Genomic DNA, 20,671 nt, shown 5'->3' with positions numbered 1-20,671 from the left:
TCCTGACCCTAGGTCTGCACCTATCTAATTCATCGATAAGAATAAAGATTGGAGCTTGAATCCCTTCGATCCGCAAAACCTCCTCACCGAGAACTTTTAATTGGCTCTTAAAATTATTCCTAACGACTTTTTGGGAACGAAAATGTGACAATACCTCCTCTCCAGCAGCATCCACTCCACTTTCAATAGATTTTTGCAGGGCGTGTATTTTCGATTCATGGCCTGCAGCGTCTATATTCGGATCATCATTTCCTTCGTTCGCCAAAAGCTCTTTTAGTTTTCCGACGGACTCATCTCCGATATATTTCGAAAGAAGATGCTTGCCCCCAGATAGCGCAGCGCCGCCAATGATCTTTGCCGCAGATTTTCGAAATTTCGCAGTCTTTTCAAGAGCGCTTTTCCAGCCACTAGACTTTGAAAGCTGACTCAACAACTCAGACTGTATCTGATCTACAACCGTCACGAATGGATCATTCGAGTGATCATTCTCCCAAGCATTAACATATATGGCAATATGGTTATGTACTTCCAAATGCTCTTTTAAACGACTCAGGAAGAATGTCTTGCCCGCGCCCCACTTTGCATCAAGATTCAACACATAGGTTCTAGTTTCACCCGCATTTTCACGCAATTGCAACTGTCCAATTGTGAAGACGCGAAGTATTTCAGCATCCCTTTGCCTGAATAATTTATCTCCAACCCAAATCTCAGAGAGTATCTTCTGCTGTTCGACTTCACTCATCAGCATTTTCCACGGAAACGTTTCTGGACATTAGGTTTGTTGAGAACTTGAACGACAAGACAAGAATGATAAATAATTTCTTTTGAAAGTAAATTCCTCGAATTTTGATGTTAAAGTGAAAAATACCCAACCTTACCAAACCCTTAATAGGTCCAGATCGGACCCAATGTTTCGCGCGCGAAACAATAGGGCCAGACCGGACCTATCCGCCCGGAGCGAGGTCCCGCGCCACGCGGAAGCCGACATTGGCTTGGCGGCGGGTCTTGGGGATGCCCACCCGGTAGCTCACCCGAAGGTTTTCCGGCGGATCGTCCCAGGACCCGCCCCGCAGCACCCGGCTGCTGCACGTCCCGCCGGTCCGTGCCGCCCCGTCCGAAGGCGCGCCGCGATGCGATCCGTTCCAGCAATCCGCCGTCCACTCCCAGAGGTTCCCGATCATGTGTGACAGCCCGTACGGGTTGACCGGGAACACCCTCGCAGGCACCGGAGCCTCGGTCCCGTCGTCGCAGGCAGTGTTGCGGTGCCGGAAACGGCTCTCCGCCCCCGCCCCGTTCACCCGCTGGCAGATCGCGGCCAGCCCGCCCGGCCATGGATACTCCAGATCAAGGCTTCCTCTGGCCGCGTATTCGAACTCCGCCTCCGACGGCAGCCGCCACCCGCCGCGCGGGTCTTCGTCGTTGAGCCAGTCCACATAGGCCATCGCGTCATCCCAGCTGACACAGGCCGCCGGATGATCGTCCGTCACGTCAAACCCCGGCGCGCCCCAATAGGCCCCGTCCCGCGACCGCATCCGCCCCTCTGCCGTCCAGACAAAACACGACCGCCCTGTGCGTGTCCCCGTCGCCTCTTCAAAACGGCGCATGTCACCCACGGTGATCTCCGCCGCCGCGATCTCAAAGGCTGCGATGGTCTGGTTCGTGCGCGGCCCCTCGGCCCCGCCCCTGTCCGACCCCATCACGGTGTCTCCCACCGGGATCCGCACCATGCGCGGACACACCCCGCACGGTTCCTGCGGCGGGTTCACCAGCACCAGAGAGGTTCGCGGCCGCTCAGGCTGAGGTTCAGGCTCTGGCGCCGGTCTGAGCTCCGGCCGCAGCGCGAACAGCTGCGCCTCGGCTTCGGCGCGGAACAGGCCGTTGGGGAACGCCTCGAGATAAGCCTGATACGCATCCGCCGTCGCAAGCTCCAGCGCGAACTCCCACGCCGCGCGATCGACGGCGTCGGGGTCGATCTGGCGGGTTTTCTGCACGCCGTCAGAGGCCAAAGCCCAAGGAGACGCGCCCACGGGAGGCGCGGTGCCTGTGGCTGCCAGAACGATCACACACAACACAAGACACTTGTTTCGCATGTCCCTGCTCCGGTTCGTTTTACCAAGTGGTAAAATAGCGCGATCGCGCGCCAGGTCCGGTTAAGATGCCTGCTCGACCTCGTCCTCCAGATAGGCCACCCGACCCCCTGCCTTGGAGCTTGTAACCACGCCCAGCGACTTCAGCTTGCGGTGCAGAGCGCTGCGTTCCATCCCGACAAAGCTGGCGGTGCGGCTGATATTTCCGCCGAACCGGTTGATCTGGGTGAGCAGGTATTCCCGTTCGAACGCCTCGCGCGCCTCGCGCAGCGGCATGGTGGCCAGCGTACCCGACAGAACCACCCGGCCCTCTTCATCCTCGGCCTGCGCGGTGTCCTGTGGCAGTTCGCGCGCGGCGATGTCACCCGTGCCGTCGCCAAGGATCAGCACCCGTTCGATCAGGTTCTTCAGCTGCCGCACATTCCCGGGCCAGACCATCGTCTGCAGAAGCGCCACCGCATCGGTGCTGAGACCGCGCTTGGGCAGACCCTGCGTCTGGTTGAAGAGATCGATGAAGTGATCGGCCAGAAGCGGGATGTCTTCGCGGCGGTCCTCAAGACTGGGGACCGCGATCGGCACCACGTTCAGACGGTGATACAGCTCTTCGCGGAAGGTTCCCGCAGCGATTTCAGATTGAAGGTCGCGGTTGGTCGAGGAAATGACCCGCAGATCCACCCGCACCTTGTCGGCCCCTCCGACGCGCTGGAATTGCTGGTCCACCAGAACGCGCAGGATCTTGGACTGGGTGCCAATCGGCATGTCGGCCACTTCGTCGAAATAGATCACCCCGCCATGCGCCTGTTCAAGTAGACCCGGCTCTACCCCACGTTCCGGAGTCTCACGGCCGAAGAGCACTTCCTCCATGGTCTCCGGAGCAACGCCTGCACAGTTTACGGTGACGAAAGGTGCGCTGGCGCGGTTGGAATTGGCGTGGATGTAGCGCGCGGCCACTTCCTTGCCGCTGCCTGCCGGACCGGACAGCAACACACGACCGTTGGATTTCGTCACCTTGTCGAGGTTCGACAACAGACCGCGATAGGCCGCACATTCGCCGACCATCTGCGCCACGTCCGTTTCTCGGCGCTTGAGTTTGTTGTTCTCGCGGCGCAACCGGCTGGTCTCCATCGCGCGTCGGATCACCACCAGCAACTGGTCGATGTTGAACGGCTTTTCGATGAAGTCGTACGCGCCCTGCTTGATGGCCGCGACCGCGATTTCAATGTTGCCATGCCCCGAGATGATCACGACCGGCACATCGGGATTATCCCGTTTGACGGTCTTGAGGATGTCGATCCCGTCCATCTTGCTGTCCTTCAGCCAGATGTCGAGAATCAGCAGCGACGGTTCCTCTGCGTTGATTTCATTCATCGCTTCCGAGGAATTCCCGGCCAGCCGTGTCGTGTAGCCCTCATCTTCAAGGATGTCGCCGATCAGTTCGCGGATATCGCGTTCGTCGTCTACAATCAGAATATCGCTCATGGCCCCACCTTCATGTTCTGTTAATCGTCACGTCTCGAATTCAGGTTTGGTCGGGGCATTTTCCGCCCCGGTGTCTTGGATCTGCTCAGGGTCTGCGGATGTGATCAGGACAGGCAGCCGGATCACCGCCATCGCGCCCCGGCGGTCGGTGTCGTCAAAGGCGATGGCGGGCTCAAGCGTGAGCGTTCCACCATGTTCCTCGATGATCTTCTTCACAATGGGCAGGCCAAGGCCTGTGCCCTTGTCGCGGGTCGTCACATAGGGTTCGAAAAGGCGCGACGTGTCCTCGGGCAATCCGATCCCGTTGTCCGAGATCCTGATTTCGGCGGTGTCGGCGCTGCGTGTGCAGGACACGCGAATCTCAGGTTGAACCATTTCGTCCGGATGTTTTTCAGAATATGTTTCAATGGCTTCCCCGGCGTTCTTCAAAAGGTTTGTGAGCGCCTGACCAATCATCGTCGAGTCGATCTCGGCAGGGATTCCATGCTCCGGCAGGTCCACGACAAATCGGACGTCCGGCTGACCGGCCTCCTGCAGCAAGATCACGCTTTGTAAAACCTCGACCACGTCTTCGGGTTTCCGATCCGGCTCCGGCATCCGCGCGAATTTGGAAAACTCATCAACAATGCGCCGCAAGTCATTGGTTTGGCGTACAATAACTTCGGTGAGCTGTTCAAGGTTTTCGGCGTCCTCTTCGCCCAACTGACGGCGGAACTTGCGCCGGATGCGTTCGGCGGACAATTGGATCGGCGTGAGAGGGTTCTTGATTTCGTGTGCGATCCGACGGGCCACGTCGCCCCATGCGGCCATACGCTGCGCACTGACAAGATCGGTGACATCATCAAAGGCGATCACGTAGCCTTCGAGGCCGCCATCCTCGCGGCGGCGCGTGGAAAGGCGCACGAGAAGGTTCTCTAGACGTCCCTCGCGGGTCACCTTGATTTCTTCCTGCGCGGTTTCAAGCCCCTGTTCGCGCAACCGTTCAAACAGTGGGCCGAATTCGGGAACGGCCATGGTGATGGCGACGCTGCGCTGGTTTTCGTGCCACGCCAGAAGACGTTCGGCGGACCGGTTGACGAAGGTCACACGTCCCTCCGCATCAAGGCCCACAACGCCGGACGTGACCGAGGTCAGCACCGAGTCAAACAGGCGCTGACGGCGTTCGATCTGGCGTGTGTTGTCGAGCAGAGTCTCGCGCTGCCCCTTCAGCTGCCGTGTCATCTGGTTGAAATATCGGCCGAGCATGGCGATTTCGTCATCGCCCTCTTCCTCGACCACCTTGACATCCAGATCGCCCGAACCGACCCGCTGCGCGGCCCCGGTCAGACGCCCGACAGGCCGGCTGAGACGTTCGGCAAACCACAGGCCCAGCCAGACGGCCGCAAGGATCAGCAGGAATGCAAACCCCAGATACAGCAGCGCAAAATCAAACAACACGCGCCCGCGGTCGTTCTCCTGCTGCTGGTAGAAGCGCGCGGTTTCCTGGGTGTCGTCCAGCAGGTTGAGAATCTGCCCATCCACCTCGCGTGTGATATAAAGGTAGCGATCGGTAAAGGCGCGCAGCGGGATCATCGCGCGGAGTTCGTTGTTGTCCCAATCCTGGACGAGCGCGATTCCGGTTTCATTCGCATCGGCGAACACATCCGGCGTCGGGCGTTCGTAATCGAACAGATACGACCCCTCGCCCCGCGCCCGGATTTCGCCTGCTCCGTCAATGACATAGGCTTCGCGCAATCCGCGCTGGATCTGCGCCTGCCCCTGGCTGAGCGCCTGGCGCAACTCGCCGTCATCCATGATGAAGGTTGCACGGCGGTTGGCGTCGAGGAACGCGGCGAGCGCGCGGGCATCCTGCGACAGCCCTTCGCGGTGTTCCTGCTCGTAGGCCTCGGCAGCCGAGAGCGACGCACCGACCACGTTTCGGACCCGCTCTGAAAACCAGGTTTCAAGGCCGATATTGATGGTGAGCACGGCAAAAACCGCGACGGTGATCGTCGGCAGCAGCGCCATCAGCGCAAACGCCCCGGTGAGCCGCAGGTGCAGGCGTGATCCGGCGGATTTGGCCCGCCGGGCAGCGATCAGGTTGACCACGCGGCTGAGCACGAGCGCCGCGAGCAGCAGGACATAAATCAGGTCAGCGAGCAGGACGAGCCGCAGGTTGAACTGCGCCCCGGCCCCGGTGTCGAGCGGCCCCAGAACAAGGATCGTGGCGATGGCCAGAATCGGGCCAAGCAGCACAAGACCAAGGGTCATCGCGTTCTGGTAGCGCCGTTGCCGGCGCATCCGGCTCAGCCGGGTCCAATTCCAAGAGCGTGCCCAGGTGGCCACAGCCAACCCCCGCCTAAATGTGCCGCGCAGCCCGGCTACCGCCATATCTTGTATTTCCGACAAACTGCGTCACCGTCGGAACACTATTATGTGGCAGTTTTACATCAACTTGCGGCGGCGTGTCACCTGAATATCGAGATCGGTGATCTTCTTTCTGAGCGTATTTCGGTTAATGCCAAGCAAATCCGCGCATTTTGCCTGATTGCCACCGGTTGCCTCCAGCGCGATTTCGATCAGCGGGGCTTCGATTTCACGCAGGATTCGCGGGTAGAGGCCGGGGGGCGGCAGCATCGTGCCGTGCAGGTCAAAGTACCGCCGCAGATGGCGCGCGACCGAGGCGCTGAGTTTTTCGCTGTCGCCGCCGCGCAGGACCGGGCCCGTTTCGGGTTGGTTGCCCAGCACGTTTTCGACTTCGGCGCGGGTGATTTCGTCGGCGCGTGAGGTCAGGCTGAGACGGCGCACCACGTTTTCCAGTTGGCGCACGTTGCCGGGCCAGCTGTAGGCGCGGAAGAGGTCGGCTGCGTCTTCCGAAAGCCAGCGCTTGGCACCGCCTTCCCGTTCGGCACGGGTCAGGAAGTGTTCGCTGAGCAGCGCGATGTCATCGACCCGTTCCCGCAGGGAGGGCACGGAAATGGTTGCGCCGCTGATGCGGTAGTAGAGGTCCTCGCGCACGCCACTGTTCGAGATGCCCTGCCCCGGATCGGTCTGGCTGGTCGCGATGAAGCGCGGCACGTGTTCGCCCGGACCGTCCATCATGCGCACGATACGCGCCTGAACTTCGTCCGGCACATCGGCCAGTTCGTCGATGAGCAGCGTTCCGCCACGCACCCGGGCGAGGATACGCGCCGGGCCTTCAATGTCAGCCAGATCGCTGCCCGTCACGGTGACGAACGGCAGGGACCGGCGGTCTGAGAAATCGTGCAGCGCGCGGGCGATGAGCGATTTGCCGGTGCCGGATTCGCCGCAGATCAGAACCGGAAGATCGGTGTTCATTACCTTGGCCACAAGCCGGTAGAGCGCCTGCATGGCCGGTGTCTTGCCAATCAGCGGCAGATCGTCGGGCGCGTCATCGGGTGTCATGTCGGTTGTCGGGCGCGGCGAACGCATCCGAGCATCGAGGGCCTTTGCCGTCCGTTTCATCAGGTCCGGCAGGTCGAAAGGCTTGGGCAGGTAATCGTAGGCCTCGGCCTCGGCAGCCTGGATTGCGGTCATGATGGTGTTCTGAGCAGAGATCACGATCACCGGCAGATCGGGACGGTCCTGGCTGATCTTGGGCAGCATTTCGAGCCCGTTGCCATCCGGCATGACCACGTCCGAGATCACCACATCGCCCTTGCCCTCGGCCACCCAGCGCATCAGCGTCGTCAGCGACGAGGTTGCGTGTACCTTGCACCCGGCGCGGGTCAAAGCCTGTGTGAGAACCGTGCGGATCGTGCGGTCATCATCAGCGACCAGAACCGTGCCATCCATCAATTAGACTCCTTTTGTTTGCGGGGTGCCTGCGGCAGCGAAATGCGGAAGCGGGTCTTGCCGGGGACGGAGTCCACCGACACCCAGCCATCGTGGTCCGAGATGATCTTGCTCACCAGGGCGAGGCCAAGCCCGGTGCCGTTTTCACGGCCCGACACGAAGGGATCGAACACATCGCCCCGGATCTCGGGCGGCAGTCCGGGCCCATCATCGATCACCTCGACCTGAAGCGGCAGAGACTGACCCGAACCATCGGCGCGACGCAGGCTGTAGCTGTGTTCGTAGAAGGTATGCAGACGGATCGTGCCGCCTTCTTTGGGATCAGCCGCCTCGGACGCGTTCTTGATCAGGTTGAGGAACACCTGCAGCAGCTGGTCGGCATCGCCAAGCGCCATGGGCAGAGAGGGATCGTAATCCTCGATGATCTTCATATGTGCGCCGAAGCCCAGCAGCGCAGAGCGCCGTGCGCGGTCCAGCACGTCATGGAGATTGACCGGCTTGCGTTCCGGTGCGGACAGATTGCCGAACTGTTCGACCTGTTCCAGCAGCTTCACGATACGGCGCGTCTCGGCCACGATCAGATCGGTCAGCTCGAGATCACCATTGCTGAGGTTCATGCTCAAAAGCTGGGCCGCTCCGGTGATCCCCGCGAGCGGGTTCTTGATTTCATGCGCCAGCATCTCGGCCATGCCGATGGCGGATTTCGCGGCGGATTTGACCGTCTGGCTCTGGTTCACGCGTCCGGCCAGTTCGCGCGGGCTGATGAGCAGGATCATGCAGCCTTCGTGGCCCTGTACCGGAGCGAATTGCAGGTTGCAGACAAGCGGCGGGCGCGTGCCGGGGCCGACATCCACATCGTTGACGAAAAGCGGTGTGCCATTTGCCCGCGCGCGGGCGAGGCTCTTTTCCATCGGGGCGTCAACCGTCAGGCGATCCCAGATCGGCTGACCGCGCAGCCACTTGGCCGAGTTGTTCATGAACCCTTCGGCCGCGGGGTTCATGTCGAGGATGTTTTCATCCGCGTCGATAATGATCGCAGGCGCCGGAAGAGACGACCAGATCAGGGCCTCGTTCACCATCGTCGGTTCTGACAGGTCTTCGCTCATGCCGCGCACCTTTCCGTGCCGAGCAATGCTTCGGGCAACGCATCGAAAACGTAATCAGGATCTTTGGCAGTCAGGATGGATTTGCGCAGACTGGATGCGGTGGCCGCATCGTCCATGTACCAGCCCAGATGTTTGCGGGCGACCCGGTTGCCGAGCTCTGTTCCATAAAACGACAGCATCGCGTCGTAGTGACCGGCGACCATGTCCACGAGGCGCATTCCGGTGGGTATCAGGGGCGCCTTGGTGCCGAACAGGTCGGCGGCAATCTGCGCCAGCACCCACGGACGGCCCTGCGCGCCCCGCCCCACCATCACGCCGTCCGCGCCGCTTTGCGCCAGTGCCGTGCGCGCAGACGCCGTATCCACGATATCGCCATTGGCGATCACCGAAATCGAGACCGCCTCCTTGATCGCGCGGATGGCTCGCCAGTCCGCCTTGCCCTTGTAGAACTGGCAACGGGTGCGCCCGTGGATCACGATCATTGCAATGCCAAGGGATTCGGCGCGCTGCGCCAGCTCTGCCGCGTTGTGCGAGGCATCGTCCCAGCCCAGCCGTGTCTTGAGGGTTACCGGAACACGTACCGCGCCGATCACCGCCTCGATCAGGCGGCACGCATGGTCGAGATCGCGCAGGAGCGCAGAGCCGGAATAGCCGCCGACAACCTTTTTCGCCGGGCACCCCATGTTGATGTCGATCACCTGCGCGCCCATCCCTTCGACCATCCGCGCGGCCTCGGCCATGGCTTCGGGTGTCCGGCCAGCCAACTGGACCGACGTGTTGGCGATCCCTGCTCCAAGCTCTGCCTTTTCGCGCGTGCCAGGCCGGTCGGTCAGGAACTCTCCGCTGGCGATCATTTCCGACACAACCCGACCTGCCCCGAACTGTGAAACCAGCGATCGGAACGGCAAATCAGTGATGCCAGCGAGCGGCGCCAGCAGCACGGGAGGAGAAATAAGGGTGTCTGGAACCGACGGAGTCACCGCTGCAATCCTTGATTGATGAGTTTGAGCTACGCCTTGGCTGCACGCCGTTCAATGATATTAGCCTGAAAAACAGACCAACAAAACGCATCTGCCTAATTATTGTGCAAATACGCCGGAGCGATTGCACAGGCTCCGGACAAACCTTAGACAAGCCGTAACACTTCGAGGGATTTGCACATGAAGGTTCGGCTTGGCAATGGCTATGACGTTCACAAGTTCGGGCCCGGCGACCATGTCGTGCTGTGCGGAATAAAAGTTCCGCATGATCAGGCGCTTATGGGTCACTCCGATGCAGATGTCGGCATGCACGCAATCACCGATGCGATTTATGGCGCATTGGCCGAAGGTGATATCGGGCGGCATTTTCCGCCGTCCGACCCTCAATGGAAGGGTGCGGCCAGCGACATCTTCCTCAAACACGCGGTTCAGATGGCCCGTGACGCAGGATTCGTGATCAGCAATGTGGACTGCACATTGGTGTGCGAGTTTCCGAAGATCGGCCCCCATGCCGACGCGATGCGCGCCGCGCTGTCCGAGATCATGGGCCTGCCGGTCGGGGATATCTCGGTCAAGGCGACCACGTCCGAAAAGCTGGGCTTTACAGGGCGCGGCGAAGGGATTGCGGCCATCGCAACAGCCGCGCTGGTGAGCGCATGAACCGGCTGGTCGCAACGTTTTTCGGGGTTGGCTACCTCAGACCCGCGCCCGGCACATGGGGCTCTTTGGCCGCGCTGCCGGTGGCCTATGCCGTTCTGTCGATCGGCGGGTTCTGGCTCTTGGTGAACCTCACCTTCTTCGTGTTCATGTCCGGCTGGATCGCCACGCGCGAAATCACCCGAGGACAGGAGGATCACGATCCATCCTATATCGTTGTGGACGAAGCCGTAGGTCAATGGATCTCCCTGTTTCCAGTGGGTTACGGGGCGATGATGATGTCGGTTGATCTGCTGGCGCTGTACCCCGGCTGGATCGCTGCCTTTGCGCTGTTCCGGCTGTTTGACATCTGGAAGCCGTGGCTCGTGGGCAAGGCCGACGCGCGCGGCGACGCGCTGGGCGTCATGCTGGACGATGTGATCGCCGGGGTGTTTGCCGCGCTTGGCGTGATCGCTCTGGCGGCGCTGTTTCATCTGGTCCTGATGTGAGCGCATCGCTGGCCGAAGCCATCCTCCACCTCGCGATGGAGGCCGGGGCGACGGTCACGACCGCGGAAAGCTGCACCGGCGGAATGGTGGCGGCGGCGATCACGGATGTGGCCGGATCGTCGAATATCTTCGAGCGTGGCTTCGTCACCTATTCCAATCAGGCCAAGGTCGAAATGCTGGGTGTGTTGTCTGCCACCCTGGACGCGCATGGCGCGGTGTCGGAAGAGGTTGCGCGGGAGATGGCGACGGGGGCGCTGAGGGCGGCCAAAGCGACGGTTGCCGTGGCGATCAGCGGGATCGCGGGACCGGGCGGATCGGAATTCAAGCCCGAAGGCCGCGTGTGCTTTGCCATTGCAACGGCGCAGAACCTGGACAGCAAGACCATCGAATTCGGCGCGTTGGGACGCGGGGCGGTCCGGGCTGCGGCGCGGGACGAAGCGCTGTCCCTGATTGCCGCTGCACTACGCACGAAGTGACTTATAAATAGTCACACGTGTATGTTTTTGCACATTCTTTAATCAAAACGATGTCTGCTTTAATTTTCGGCAGCGCATTTCCGCAAGTGCCTCTTTTTTCCGCGATGCGCATACGCTTTGTCGCCGCTCAACGTAGCAAAATCAAAGGATGGGACAGATGAACGGAGCCGATACGGCCTGGATTATCGTGGCAACAGCGCTTGTGCTGTTCATGACGCTGCCGGGGCTTGCCCTGTTTTACGGCGGGCTTGTGCGGGCGCGGAATGTGCTGAGTGTCTTCATGCACTGTTACGCGATTGCCTGTTTGATGAGCGTTCTGTGGCTGGCCGTTGGCTATTCCATCGCTTTTGGCGATGGCGGTGCCTACTGGGGCGGTCTGGGCAAGATGTTCCTTCTGGGCGTCGATGGGGATGCACTTTCGGGCACCCTGCCCGAGGTTCTGTTCTTTGCGTTCCAGATGACCTTTGCGATCATCACCCCGGCGCTGATCGTCGGGGCCTATGTCGAACGTGTGGGCTTCGGCTTCGTACTGCTGTTCTCGGCACTTTGGATGCTTCTGTGCTATGCGCCGGTCGTTCACTGGATCTGGGGCGGCGGGTTCCTTGCCGATGGCGGGATCTTCGGCGAAACCGGCGTACGTGACTTTGCAGGCGGCATCGTGGTGCACGAAACCGCAGGTCTTGCGGCCTTGATCCTTGCGGTCTTCCTTGGCCCCCGGCGGAACCAGACCACGCCGCCGCACAATCCCGGTTACGTGATGATCGGCGCGGCGATGCTGTGGGTTGGCTGGTTCGGCTTCAATGGCGGTTCGCAGCTGGCTGCGGACGGCGGTGCAGCGATGGCACTGACCGTGACACATATCTCGGCTGCGACCGCATCGCTGACATGGGCACTGTGGGAACGGATCAAGTTCGGCAAGGCATCGCTGGTCGGCATGGTGACCGGGACCATTGCGGGTCTTGCCTCGATCACGCCAGCCTCGGGTTTTGTCGGCCCTGTCGAGGCGCTGATCATCGGCGCGGTGGCCGGTGTGCTGTGTCAGGAGGCCGTGACGGTCGTGCGCAACATGCTCAAGATCGACGACACGCTGGACGTCTTCGCGGTACACGGCGTCGGTGGCATCTTCGGAACCATCATGATCGCCATCTTCGGCGCAGGCAGCTTTGCCGCGCAGCTTGGATCGCTGGTCATCGTCGGCGTGTTCACCGCCTTGGTGACGGTGGTCCTGATCTTTGTGGTCAAACTGATCACACCGCTTCGGGTGGATGAAGAAACCGAGACAACTGGCCTCGACCTCGCCGTGCATGGTGAACGGGCCTACGAACACGCGTCGTAACAGACTTAGTGGTAACGAGTGCGAAGGCGGACCAATCGGTCCGCCTTTTTTCTGGGCGCCTGTCCGGGCGTTTGCGCTCTACCCGTAAAGCTCGGCCGCCCGGCGCTCGAACGCGCGGACGATGCGTTGCATCGCTTCATAAAAGAACATGCCCGCTGCGCCTTGCAGGATGCGGTTCTTGAATTCGAAATCGACGAAGAAAGTCACTTCGACCCCGTCCTCGACATCTCTGAACCCCCAGTTGGAGTGCATGTGCCGGAACGGACCATCAAGGTATTCGGTGTCGATCTTCTTCTGTTTGGGCCAGAGCACAACGCGGCTGCCAAAGCGTTCGCGGAAGACTTTGAAGCTGATCACCAGATCCGCCAGCATCTCTTCGTGATCGCCCCGATCCTCACGCGACCGAATGCGCGCGGCCGCTGTCCATGGCAGGAATTTCGGATAACTCGCCACGTCCGCGACCAGATCATACATCTGTTGCGCCGTGTACGGCAGGGTGCGGGTTTCGGAATGTGTCGGCATCTGCTCTTGTGTTTTGACCGTGACAGTGGCGGGGGATGTCGTATTGTGCGCGCGAAAAATCAAGGGAAACCTATGTCAGAGCGTCCTTATGTCATCGATGAAATGATCTCGGCCAAAGCGATCGCCGCGCGCATCGAAGAGCTGTGCGTTGCGATCCGGGAAGAGTTCCGCGACACCGACAAACTGGTGGTCGTGGGTCTTCTGCGCGGGAGTTTCGTCTTCATTGCCGATCTCGTGCGCGAACTGGATCTGCCGGTCGAGGTGGATTTCCTCGAAGCGTCCTCGTACGGCGACAGCATGGAATCGAGCCGCGAGGTGCGCATCCTGAAGGACCTGCGCGGGCAGATCGAAGGGCGCGATGTTCTGGTGGTTGAGGATATCGTCGACACCGGGCACACGCTGAAACACGTTGTGGGCCTTCTGGAGTCGCGCAATCCGGGACGGTTGCGGACGATTGCACTGCTCGACAAGCCGTCGCGCCGGGAGACCGATGTCACGGCCGATTGGATCGGGTTCTCGATTCCAGATGAATTCGTGGTCGGCTATGGCATCGATTATGCGCAGCGCAACCGCAACCTCCCCTATATCGGCAAGGTGCGGTTCCCCGACAGCTGAGCGTCCGATTGTCAGCCCCGGCCCTCAAGCCGGTCGGCATGGGGTTTCACCAGCTTCGTCACCGCGTCCATGCTCCGGCGGATACGGTCGCTTCCGGCCACGTCGCGGTGGCAGGCCACCCAGAGCGGAACTGACAGATCGGGAATCACCATCGATCCATCGCGCTGCAGTCCGGAATGGGCATCGCCCAGAATACAGGGCAGGATCACCCGCCCCGACCCGGCTGCGGCAATCTCGGACAGGGCGCAGAAACTGTCAGCGGTGGCGATCACGTCTGACGGTTCGATATTCTCGGCCATCCAGCGCGCGGGTTGCGATCGGGACAGCGCACCTGACAGCCCCAGCCAGACCTGCGGCACGTTGGCTCCGGCACGATGATAGAGCGCGAAACGCATTACACCGATCTGATGACCTGACAGGTCGTCGGTCAGTTCCATGGCCGGGCGCACTGACAGATCGGCACTCAGGCGCGCCATGTCCAGATGCGGGTTGGATTGCACATAGGTGATCCGATCCGGCGCAATGCGGCGTGACAGTGCGGGAAAAATCCAGGCCAGCACGGTCTGGCACAGTGTGTCGGTACTTGTGAGCCGCAGGACGGTGCCCGTTCCGGCCGTGCCGCCGCGCATCAGAACTTCCACCGAATTCACGTGCTGGGCGGCAAGACGCGCCGCCTCGATCACCGGGGCCCGGTCGGTACGCAGCCGATAGCCGGTCGCGCCGCGTTCAAAGACCGGCCCGCCGCTTGCCTCTTCGAACGCCGCGATCCGACGCAGCACGGTGGCATGGTTCACTCCAAGAGATTTTGCAGCCGCGTTTACAGAGCCGGTGTCCGCCACCGCCAAGACGTAACGCAAATCATCCCAGTTCAACTTGTGCATGAATGCCGACCCTTTTTGCAATTTCTAACAATTAATTTGTGCTGAGGGCGAGGCATACTACGTATGGTAGAGAACACATTTCAGGGAGTGACGATTACCATGAAACATCTGAAACTTGCGATTGCCCTTGCGGCTTTGGGTTGTGGCACTGCAGCATACGCCCAGGATGACTTCTCGGCCCAGCTGAAAGCGCGTCAGGGACAGTTCCGCATTATGGCCATCAACCTTGGCATTCTGGGCGGCATGGCCCAGGGCAAAACGGAATACAACGCTGAGGCCGCGCAGGCCGCTGCAGACACGCTGGTGGCGGTGTCCATGATCCAGCAGGCGCCGATGTGGCCCGCGGGTTCGGATGACATGTCCATCGAAGGCACCCGTGCACAGACCACGATCTGGGAGCAGAACGACGACTTCCTGTCCAAGTGGGCAGATTTCGGCACCGCCGCCAAGGCGATTCAGGCATCTGCCGCAGGTGGTCAGGAAGCGCTTGGCCCGCTCATGGGTCAGGTTGGCGGGGCGTGCAAAGCCTGCCACGACACGCATCGCGCTCCTGCGAACTGATCTGCTGCCATGTGGCGTGGACTGGTCCGGACCGTTGTGATTCTGGGTGGCCTTGGCGCGGCCACCGGATGGGTTTTGACGCAGGCCACACCTCTGGATGACACCGCTTTGGCCGGGATCGATGCCGACCCGGCCAATGGCGAAACGGTCTTTACCGCGGCAGGCTGTGCGTCCTGCCACGCGGCGCCCGACGCCGAGGGCGAGGCCAAGCTGGTGCTTGCGGGCGGTCAGCGCTTTGCATCCGATTTCGGCACCTTCATCGCGCCTAACGTTTCCCCCCATCCCGAGGCAGGAATCGGCGGCTGGACACTGGCCGAGTTCGCAAGCGCCGTGACCAGAGGCGTTTCGCCCGAGGGACAGCACTATTACCCGGCCTTTCCCTATGCCGCGTATCTTCACATGACCGAGCAGGATGTGGCCGATCTCTGGGCCTATTGGCAGACGCTGCCGCAGGACGCGACGCCCAGTGAGCCGCACGAGGTCGGATTTCCCTTCAACATCCGCCGCGCGGTCGGGGTCTGGAAACAGCTTTATATGACCGACGACTGGGTGATGGCATCCGCTGAGACGGATCAGATTGCCCGTGGCCGCTATCTTGTCGAGGCGCTGGCCCATTGCGGCGAATGTCACACGCCCCGCGATGCGCTGGGCGGGCTGGACCGCGATGCCTGGCTGGCCGGCGCGCCGAACCCTTCCGGGCGCGGTACGATCCCGTCGCTGACGCCCGATGATCTTACATGGGGCAGCACCGAGATTGCGTATTACCTCGAAACGGGTTTCACACCCGATTTCGACAGTGCCGGAGGGCATATGGTGGCGGTAATCGCGAATTTCACCAAGCTGCCCGCCAGTGATCGAGAAGCCGTGGCGGCCTATCTCAAGGCGCTGCCGTAGTCCAAGTCTCGTGAGACTTGGACGACATTCTTTGCATATTCACATGGTTCCGGTGCGCCAAAGCCCTCTAGGGGTCGGGCTCAGACCCGTGCGAGTTTCGCTTCGCGGTTGGCGCGCAGCCGCGCGAAATCATCGCCTGCGTGATAGGAGGACCGGGTGAGCGGCGTCGCCGACACCATCAGGAAGCCCTTGCCATAGGCCGCCTTCTCGTAGCCTGAAAACTCTTCCGGGGTCACGAAGCGGTCCACCGCGTGGTGTTTCGGGGTCGGCTGAAGATATTGGCCGATGGTCAGGAAATCGACATCCGCCGCGCGCATGTCATCCATGACCTGCATCACCGACTGCCGGTTTTCACCCAGCCCCACCATGATTCCCGACTTCGTGAAGATCGATGGATCGATCTCTTTGACCCGCTGCAACAGACGCAGGGAATGGAAATAGCGCGCGCCGGGGCGCACTTCGGGGTAGAGGCCCGGAACGGTTTCCAGATTGTGGTTGAACACGTCCGGCCGCGCTGCGACGACAACTTCCAGTGCCTCGGGCGCGCATTTCAGGAAATCCGGCGTCAGGATTTCGATCGTCGTGTCGGGTGAGCGATGCCGCACCGCGCGGATCGTCTGGGCAAAATGCTCGGCCCCACCGTCTTCGAGATCGTCGCGGTCCACCGAGGTGATGACCACGTGGTTCAGACCCAGCTTTTGAACCGCGTCCGCCACGCGGCCCGGTTCGAACGCATCCAGCGTGTCGGGACGTCCGGTCGCGATGTTGCAGAAGGTGCAGCCGCGCGTACAGATTTCCCCCATGATCATCATGGTGGCGTGGCCCTGGCTCCAGCATTCGCCCGCATTCGGGCAACCCGCTTCTTCGCACACGGTCACGAGCTTGTGCTCGCGCATGATGCGGCGGGTTTCGTTATAGCCTTCGCCGCCCGGCGCTTTCACCCGGATCCAGCTGGGCTTCTTGGGCTGAGCGTTGTCCGGGCGATGCGCCTTCTCTGGGTGGCGCTGTTCAGGAATCTTGAGGTCACGCAACGGTTTTTCCCCGCAATGTCAGGTTTGAACTCGTCTAACATATAGACCAGCAGGAGGTAGTACCAGTGTTGCATAGCTGCATTGCAGCTTCAAATTCCCAAATGTAACGAGTACCTCCTGCACCCCGAAAACACTGCAATTTCCGCAGTTTCCGACCCTGTGTTGCGTCGATCTGTCCCGATGGCAGAAACAGCTTCAGCCGATCATCGCACCGTCCTTCGTCAGGGTTCTGCCATAGAAGAGGCTCAGCCGTTGCAGGGCGATGCGCAGTACCACCTTTCCCGAACGCGCCGACCAGCCAAGCCGCTTTTCCGTCGCCTCAAGCCCCTCGCGCAGGCAGCAGCAGCGCAGAACAACCTCGCTGAGGCCCGGACCGAGATCACGGATAGCGTCGAGGGTTCGCAGGAGTGCGGCGCTACGGCGGCGATCCTTCATCTTGTGCGCCGCCTCGTAATGGGGTTTCAGCGACCCCGGTCCGTCCCATCCGATCAGATCAGATTTCCCGAAGCCCGCAATGGCATAATCTTCGTGCAGACGGTCCCCGGCAGACACGAGATCCGGTGACAGAAAGGGGCTTCCGTCTGGCCCACGCCGCCGCGCGAGCGCGGATAGCGGGCTTTCAAACCCCGGTCCGTTCGACACCGCTCGGCTGCGCGAACGCCGGTCGTTTCCCGTGCCCGACAGAAAGACGGACGCATCGCTCTGCGCAAGGGCAGCCCGCGATTCCTGTGCCGCGATCAGTTCGGACAGGCCACCGCGGCCTTCCGCCGTAATGCGGTATCGTTTGATGGATGTGCCCCCCTCTGGCGCAATCCAGTTCCGCATGATCAATGCGGCGGCCAGATCCAGTTCGATTGCCCCAAGCAGTTCAGTGTCATCCTCATCAACCGTTTTGATGATGGCCGGTTTGGGCAGGTCCGCGCTGTAGAGCATCATCGCCCGAGGCAGGCACAACAGGCGCAGCGCACGCGTGGCCGCATCGATACTGGTCTGCCTGTCCTCGGGATCATCCAGCAGGTCACCCGGTTCGGCAAGAACCCGATCCACCAGCGGGTCATCGCGCAGCGTTTCAAGTTTGCGCACCTGGCGCAGGATCGTGGATGCGTGGCATCCCACCTCCCGGGCAATTTCGCGAATTGGCCGTCCATCCGTCGTGTGCGCCAGATAACGGCGCGCTGCTTCGGGCAGAAGAGCATTGGCAGAAGGGTGGTTTAAATCGGATTGAATGTCAGTCATTGAGAACCCCCAAGTTGAGTCTGTCAAAAAAGATCCCCAGGCTTATCCACAGACGATGAACAACCTAGGATTGTATTTGTTTCTGTTTTGTTAACTTTTCTGGCTGGACAAGTTTCTGTTTCCAATTCGTAACCAATTGGAGAGATGACCGTTCGCAGATTCCGGCCCGACGCAACACCCGCATAGGTTGTGCGATACCTGACCCCGTCAAACCGGCGATACAGCCGATTCACAAGGGGACACCAATGCAAGATCTGTTGACACAACTCGCCAGCCTGCGCCGTCCGCGTCTCCTGATCCGGGCCGCCCGGATCGGAATGCAGATGTACCGGCGCGACACCCGGCTCCCACGGCTCCTCGGCTATGGCTCGGCGATGCGATCCGGCCCCGCGCTTGTGGCGCTGATGGCTCTGGAGGCCGAGCAGAATGAAAGACGCGAAAACGGCGATGCCTGTTACAGCATCGCCGAGCATGTTGAGGTTCTGACGGCCTTGATGGGCGAGGCACAGCTGCTGCGCGCGCAGACGCGGGCAGGCGCGCCCTGCCCCGTTACATGAAGGCGTCGGGCATCGAGGCTTTCTTCTTCGCCACGTACTCTGTCAGGGCTTCGTGGATGCCGGGGTCAAGTGCGGGCTGCTGATAGGTATCAAGCAGACGTTTCACGCGTTCGCTTGCGAGCGCCATCGTGTCGCGCGCACCTTCTTCGATCCATGTCTCGTAGGGTTTGAAGTCAAACACTTCGGATCGCCAGAATGCAGACTTGAAATGCGCCTGTGTGTGCGCACAGCCAAGATAGTGGCCCCCGGGGCCGACTTCGGCAATCGCACCCATCGCCTGTGCCTCTTCGTCGATGGACACGCCCTGCGCCATTTTGTGCAGCGCCCCCAACTGATCGGCATCCATGACGAATTTCTCGAACGACGAGACAAGCCCGCCTTCAAGCCAGCCGCAGGCGTGCAGCATGAAGTTGACGCCCGAGAGAAGACCCATGTTGAGACTGTTCGCCGTTTCGTAGGCCGCCTGCGCGTCCGGCAGTTTCGAGCCGGTAAAGCTGCCGGCAGACCGGAACGGAAGGCCCATGCGGCGGGCCAACTGACCGGCGCCATAGGTGATCTGGCTCGCCTCGGGGGTGCCGAATGTGGGCGCGCCGGAGTTCATGTCGATCGAGGTCACGAAAGCTCCGAAAATGACGGGCGCTCCGGGGCGGATCAGCTGGCTGTAGGCAATCCCGGCCATCACTTCGGCCAGAACCTGTGTCAAAGTCCCCGCAACGGATACAGGTGCCATCGCGCCACCGACAATGAACGGGCTGATGATCGCGGCCTGATTGTTGGCCGCATAGACCTCCAGCGCGCCCATCATCACATCGTCGAACGTCATCGGCGAGTTGATGTTGATGAGCGAGGTCATCACCGTGTTGTCCTGAACGAACTGCTTTCCGAACAGGATTTCGCACATCTCGACGCTGTCCTGCGCCCGGCTGGGTTCCGTCACGGACCCCATGAAGGGCTTGTCCGACAGGGTCATATGCGCCACCAGCATGTCGAGGTGACGCTTATTCACCGGGATGTCAGTGGGTTCGCAAACGGTGCCTCCGGAATGGTGCAGCCACTTGGACATGTAGCCCAGTTTCACGAACTTCTCGAAGTCGGCCATCGTGGCATAGCGGCGTCCACCGGCCGCGTCATGCACGAAGGGCGGGCCATAGACCGGCGCCAGCACAAGACTGCGCCCACCGATATCGACCGAACGGTTCGGGTTTCGGGCATGTTGGGTGAAGGTCGAGGGCGCGGTGCTGCACAGTTTGCGGGCCAGTCCGCGCGGGATTCGCACGCGCTCTCCGGTCACATCGGCCCCGGCGTCGCGCCAGCGGTCCAGCGCAGCCGGGTTATTGACGAATGCGACGCCGATCTCTTCCAGTACGGTCTCCGCATTGGTCTCGATGATCTCCAGTGCTTCTTCGGACAGGATCTCGAAATTCGGAATGTTCCGCTGAATGAATTTGGCGGTCTCTACAGAAACCGCCGTGCGCTCGGCCCGCCGCGCGGCACCGCCACCACCCCGGGTCCGTTTGCGTGTTGCTGCTTCTGCCATGACTGCCCTCCTGCGGGAAAAAATGGTGCCGCCCTGCGGCTGCGTGCACACTCCATAGTATGAGACCGGGAGCCGTCAGGGACAGATTGCGTCCTGTGCGTTGCGAAAGCGACATTCCGGGATGCGCCAGATCAAAGACGCGACTTGGGCGACGCCATACGATCCCGCCCAAGGAGGACGTCATGGACTGGAAACGCAAGAAGACTCCGTTGATGGGGCTGATCGGAGGTTTGGGCGTGGTGGCCATTCTCGGCAGTGTGCTGGGCGGGCTCTACGGCATGGGGATCGCGCTGTTTCTCGCGCTTGCGATCTGGATCGTGGGGGCGACGCTGATCAACGTGTTGATCGACTGAGACCACCAGCGCCCGATCCGCACAGTCGCGGTTCGCTTGAATCCCTGATCCGCGCGGCGGGCGTATTCGGGCCGTATGTC

General features: G+C 61.1%; 20 protein-coding genes and 1 pseudogene. 9 read left to right on the top strand and 12 right to left on the bottom strand.

Annotated elements, in window-relative coordinates; genetic code table 11:
* From MGEO_RS06580 to dusB, 7 genes are all read right to left on the bottom strand, one after another.
* A partial coding sequence (locus MGEO_RS06580; protein WP_198948086.1) for a P-loop NTPase fold protein occupies positions 1-742 on the bottom strand: 742 nt, incomplete at its 3' end.
* Between the two features lie 202 nt (positions 743-944).
* The gene (locus MGEO_RS06575; RefSeq protein ID WP_085635906.1) at positions 945-2,090 is read right to left on the bottom strand and encodes a formylglycine-generating enzyme family protein; all 1,146 of its coding nucleotides are present in this window, start codon (positions 2,088-2,090) and stop codon (positions 945-947) included.
* Positions 2,091-2,150: 60 nt separating this feature from the next.
* Positions 2,151-3,566 carry a nitrogen assimilation response regulator NtrX gene (gene ntrX / locus MGEO_RS06570; RefSeq protein ID WP_085635905.1) on the bottom strand — a complete coding sequence of 472 codons (1,416 nt, stop codon included), beginning with the start codon at positions 3,564-3,566 and terminating at the stop codon, positions 2,151-2,153.
* Positions 3,567-3,593: 27 nt separating this feature from the next.
* Positions 3,594-5,846 carry a sensor histidine kinase NtrY-like gene (locus tag MGEO_RS06565; protein WP_233139730.1) on the bottom strand — a complete coding sequence of 751 codons (2,253 nt, stop codon included), beginning with the start codon at positions 5,844-5,846 and terminating at the stop codon, positions 3,594-3,596.
* Positions 5,847-5,990: 144 nt separating this feature from the next.
* Positions 5,991-7,361: a response regulator gene (locus tag MGEO_RS06560; RefSeq protein WP_085635903.1), complete on the bottom strand. Its 1,371-nt coding sequence runs from the start codon at positions 7,359-7,361 to the stop codon at positions 5,991-5,993.
* Positions 7,361-8,467, bottom strand: a complete 1,107-nt coding sequence (locus MGEO_RS06555; protein WP_233139716.1) for a two-component system sensor histidine kinase NtrB — start codon at positions 8,465-8,467, stop codon at positions 7,361-7,363. The genes MGEO_RS06560 and MGEO_RS06555 overlap by 1 nt, the downstream gene beginning before the upstream one ends.
* Complete coding sequence (gene dusB, locus MGEO_RS06550) at positions 8,464-9,408, bottom strand: tRNA dihydrouridine synthase DusB (RefSeq protein WP_233139709.1); 945 nt, start codon at positions 9,406-9,408, stop codon at positions 8,464-8,466. Before dusB ends, MGEO_RS06555 begins: the two co-directional genes overlap by 4 nt.
* Before the next feature lie 219 nt (positions 9,409-9,627).
* Here dusB and ispF point away from each other — a divergent pair.
* From ispF to MGEO_RS06530, 4 genes and pseudogenes are all read left to right on the top strand, one after another.
* A pseudogene (gene ispF, locus MGEO_RS06545) lies at positions 9,628-10,107 on the top strand (2-C-methyl-D-erythritol 2,4-cyclodiphosphate synthase); the annotation flags it as partial.
* Positions 10,104-10,592, top strand: a complete 489-nt coding sequence (locus tag MGEO_RS06540; RefSeq protein ID WP_085635900.1) for a phosphatidylglycerophosphatase A family protein — start codon at positions 10,104-10,106, stop codon at positions 10,590-10,592. The pseudogene ispF and the gene MGEO_RS06540, both read left to right, overlap by 4 nt.
* Positions 10,589-11,068, top strand: a complete 480-nt coding sequence (locus MGEO_RS06535) for a CinA family protein (protein ID WP_085635899.1) — start codon at positions 10,589-10,591, stop codon at positions 11,066-11,068. The genes MGEO_RS06540 and MGEO_RS06535 overlap by 4 nt, the downstream gene beginning before the upstream one ends.
* Before the next feature lie 157 nt (positions 11,069-11,225).
* Positions 11,226-12,404, top strand: a complete 1,179-nt coding sequence (locus MGEO_RS06530) for an ammonium transporter (RefSeq protein WP_085635898.1) — start codon at positions 11,226-11,228, stop codon at positions 12,402-12,404.
* A gap of 78 nt (positions 12,405-12,482) precedes the next feature.
* On the opposite strand, the gene MGEO_RS06525 is transcribed toward MGEO_RS06530, so the two are convergent.
* On the bottom strand, positions 12,483-12,926 hold the full coding sequence (locus tag MGEO_RS06525; protein WP_085635897.1) for a type II toxin-antitoxin system RatA family toxin: 444 nt from the start codon (positions 12,924-12,926) through the stop codon (positions 12,483-12,485).
* 72 nt (positions 12,927-12,998) lie between these two features.
* Here MGEO_RS06525 and hpt point away from each other — a divergent pair, with 72 nt between their 5' ends.
* Positions 12,999-13,541: a hypoxanthine phosphoribosyltransferase gene (hpt, locus tag MGEO_RS06520; protein WP_085635896.1), complete on the top strand. Its 543-nt coding sequence runs from the start codon at positions 12,999-13,001 to the stop codon at positions 13,539-13,541.
* An 11-nt stretch (positions 13,542-13,552) separates the two neighbouring features.
* On the opposite strand, the gene MGEO_RS06515 is transcribed toward hpt, so the two are convergent.
* The gene (locus MGEO_RS06515) at positions 13,553-14,422 is read right to left on the bottom strand and encodes a LysR family transcriptional regulator (protein ID WP_085635895.1); all 870 of its coding nucleotides are present in this window, start codon (positions 14,420-14,422) and stop codon (positions 13,553-13,555) included.
* A 99-nt stretch (positions 14,423-14,521) separates the two neighbouring features.
* On the opposite strand from MGEO_RS06515, the gene MGEO_RS06510 reads away from it, so the two are divergent.
* Together MGEO_RS06510 and MGEO_RS06505 are read left to right on the top strand one after the other, a co-directional pair.
* Positions 14,522-14,983, top strand: a complete 462-nt coding sequence (locus tag MGEO_RS06510; RefSeq protein WP_085635894.1) for a c-type cytochrome — start codon at positions 14,522-14,524, stop codon at positions 14,981-14,983.
* A 9-nt stretch (positions 14,984-14,992) separates the two neighbouring features.
* Entirely contained in the window at positions 14,993-15,877 is an 885-nt protein-coding gene (locus tag MGEO_RS06505) for a cytochrome c (protein WP_085635893.1), read from the top strand.
* Between the two features lie 80 nt (positions 15,878-15,957).
* On the opposite strand, the gene lipA is transcribed toward MGEO_RS06505, so the two are convergent.
* Complete coding sequence (lipA, locus tag MGEO_RS06500; protein WP_085635892.1) at positions 15,958-16,908, bottom strand: lipoyl synthase; 951 nt, start codon at positions 16,906-16,908, stop codon at positions 15,958-15,960.
* Between the two features lie 195 nt (positions 16,909-17,103).
* The gene (locus MGEO_RS06495) at positions 17,104-18,144 is read right to left on the bottom strand and encodes a DUF6456 domain-containing protein (protein WP_085635891.1); all 1,041 of its coding nucleotides are present in this window, start codon (positions 18,142-18,144) and stop codon (positions 17,104-17,106) included.
* A 245-nt stretch (positions 18,145-18,389) separates the two neighbouring features.
* Between MGEO_RS06495 and MGEO_RS06490 the strand changes: the two genes are divergently transcribed.
* Complete coding sequence (locus MGEO_RS06490) at positions 18,390-18,701, top strand: DUF6477 family protein (RefSeq protein WP_085635890.1); 312 nt, start codon at positions 18,390-18,392, stop codon at positions 18,699-18,701.
* Here MGEO_RS06490 and MGEO_RS06485 read toward each other — a convergent pair.
* Positions 18,694-20,238, bottom strand: coding sequence for a trimethylamine methyltransferase family protein (locus MGEO_RS06485; RefSeq protein WP_085635889.1), 1,545 nt, complete (start codon positions 20,236-20,238; stop codon positions 18,694-18,696). The two genes, MGEO_RS06490 and MGEO_RS06485, sit on opposite strands and share 8 nt — an antisense overlap.
* A gap of 182 nt (positions 20,239-20,420) precedes the next feature.
* On the opposite strand from MGEO_RS06485, the gene MGEO_RS21330 reads away from it, so the two are divergent.
* Positions 20,421-20,591, top strand: coding sequence for a hypothetical protein (locus tag MGEO_RS21330; protein ID WP_158090978.1), 171 nt, complete (start codon positions 20,421-20,423; stop codon positions 20,589-20,591).
* Positions 20,592-20,671: the final 80 nt, after the last annotated feature.

It is taken from the genome of Marivita geojedonensis (assembly GCF_002115805.1).
GTDB classification, from domain to species: Bacteria; Pseudomonadota; Alphaproteobacteria; order Rhodobacterales; family Rhodobacteraceae; genus Marivita; species Marivita geojedonensis.
The sequence above is the reverse complement of the archived record's forward strand: the minus strand, read 5'-3'. Positions and strand labels throughout refer to the sequence as shown.

What these genes read in the sequence shown, in the direction of transcription:
- MGEO_RS06575 (WP_085635906.1), bottom strand. Translation starts at nt 2,090, where the DNA reads ATGCGAAACAAGTGTCTTGTGTTGTGTGTGATCGTTCTGGCAGCCACA.
- ntrX (WP_085635905.1), bottom strand. Translation starts at nt 3,566, where the DNA reads ATGAGCGATATTCTGATTGTAGACGACGAACGCGATATCCGCGAACTG.
- MGEO_RS06565 (WP_233139730.1), bottom strand. Translation starts at nt 5,846, where the DNA reads ATGCGCCGGCAACGGCGCTACCAGAACGCGATGACCCTTGGTCTTGTG.
- MGEO_RS06560 (WP_085635903.1), bottom strand. Translation starts at nt 7,361, where the DNA reads ATGGATGGCACGGTTCTGGTCGCTGATGATGACCGCACGATCCGCACG.
- MGEO_RS06555 (WP_233139716.1), bottom strand. Translation starts at nt 8,467, where the DNA reads ATGAGCGAAGACCTGTCAGAACCGACGATGGTGAACGAGGCCCTGATC.
- MGEO_RS06540 (WP_085635900.1), top strand. Translation starts at nt 10,104, where the DNA reads ATGAACCGGCTGGTCGCAACGTTTTTCGGGGTTGGCTACCTCAGACCC.
- MGEO_RS06530 (WP_085635898.1), top strand. Translation starts at nt 11,226, where the DNA reads ATGAACGGAGCCGATACGGCCTGGATTATCGTGGCAACAGCGCTTGTG.
- MGEO_RS06525 (WP_085635897.1), bottom strand. Translation starts at nt 12,926, where the DNA reads ATGCCGACACATTCCGAAACCCGCACCCTGCCGTACACGGCGCAACAG.
- hpt (WP_085635896.1), top strand. Translation starts at nt 12,999, where the DNA reads ATGTCAGAGCGTCCTTATGTCATCGATGAAATGATCTCGGCCAAAGCG.
- MGEO_RS06515 (WP_085635895.1), bottom strand. Translation starts at nt 14,422, where the DNA reads ATGCACAAGTTGAACTGGGATGATTTGCGTTACGTCTTGGCGGTGGCG.
- MGEO_RS06510 (WP_085635894.1), top strand. Translation starts at nt 14,522, where the DNA reads ATGAAACATCTGAAACTTGCGATTGCCCTTGCGGCTTTGGGTTGTGGC.
- MGEO_RS06505 (WP_085635893.1), top strand. Translation starts at nt 14,993, where the DNA reads ATGTGGCGTGGACTGGTCCGGACCGTTGTGATTCTGGGTGGCCTTGGC.
- MGEO_RS06495 (WP_085635891.1), bottom strand. Translation starts at nt 18,144, where the DNA reads ATGACTGACATTCAATCCGATTTAAACCACCCTTCTGCCAATGCTCTT.
- MGEO_RS06490 (WP_085635890.1), top strand. Translation starts at nt 18,390, where the DNA reads ATGCAAGATCTGTTGACACAACTCGCCAGCCTGCGCCGTCCGCGTCTC.
- MGEO_RS06485 (WP_085635889.1), bottom strand. Translation starts at nt 20,238, where the DNA reads ATGGCAGAAGCAGCAACACGCAAACGGACCCGGGGTGGTGGCGGTGCC.
- MGEO_RS21330 (WP_158090978.1), top strand. Translation starts at nt 20,421, where the DNA reads ATGGACTGGAAACGCAAGAAGACTCCGTTGATGGGGCTGATCGGAGGT.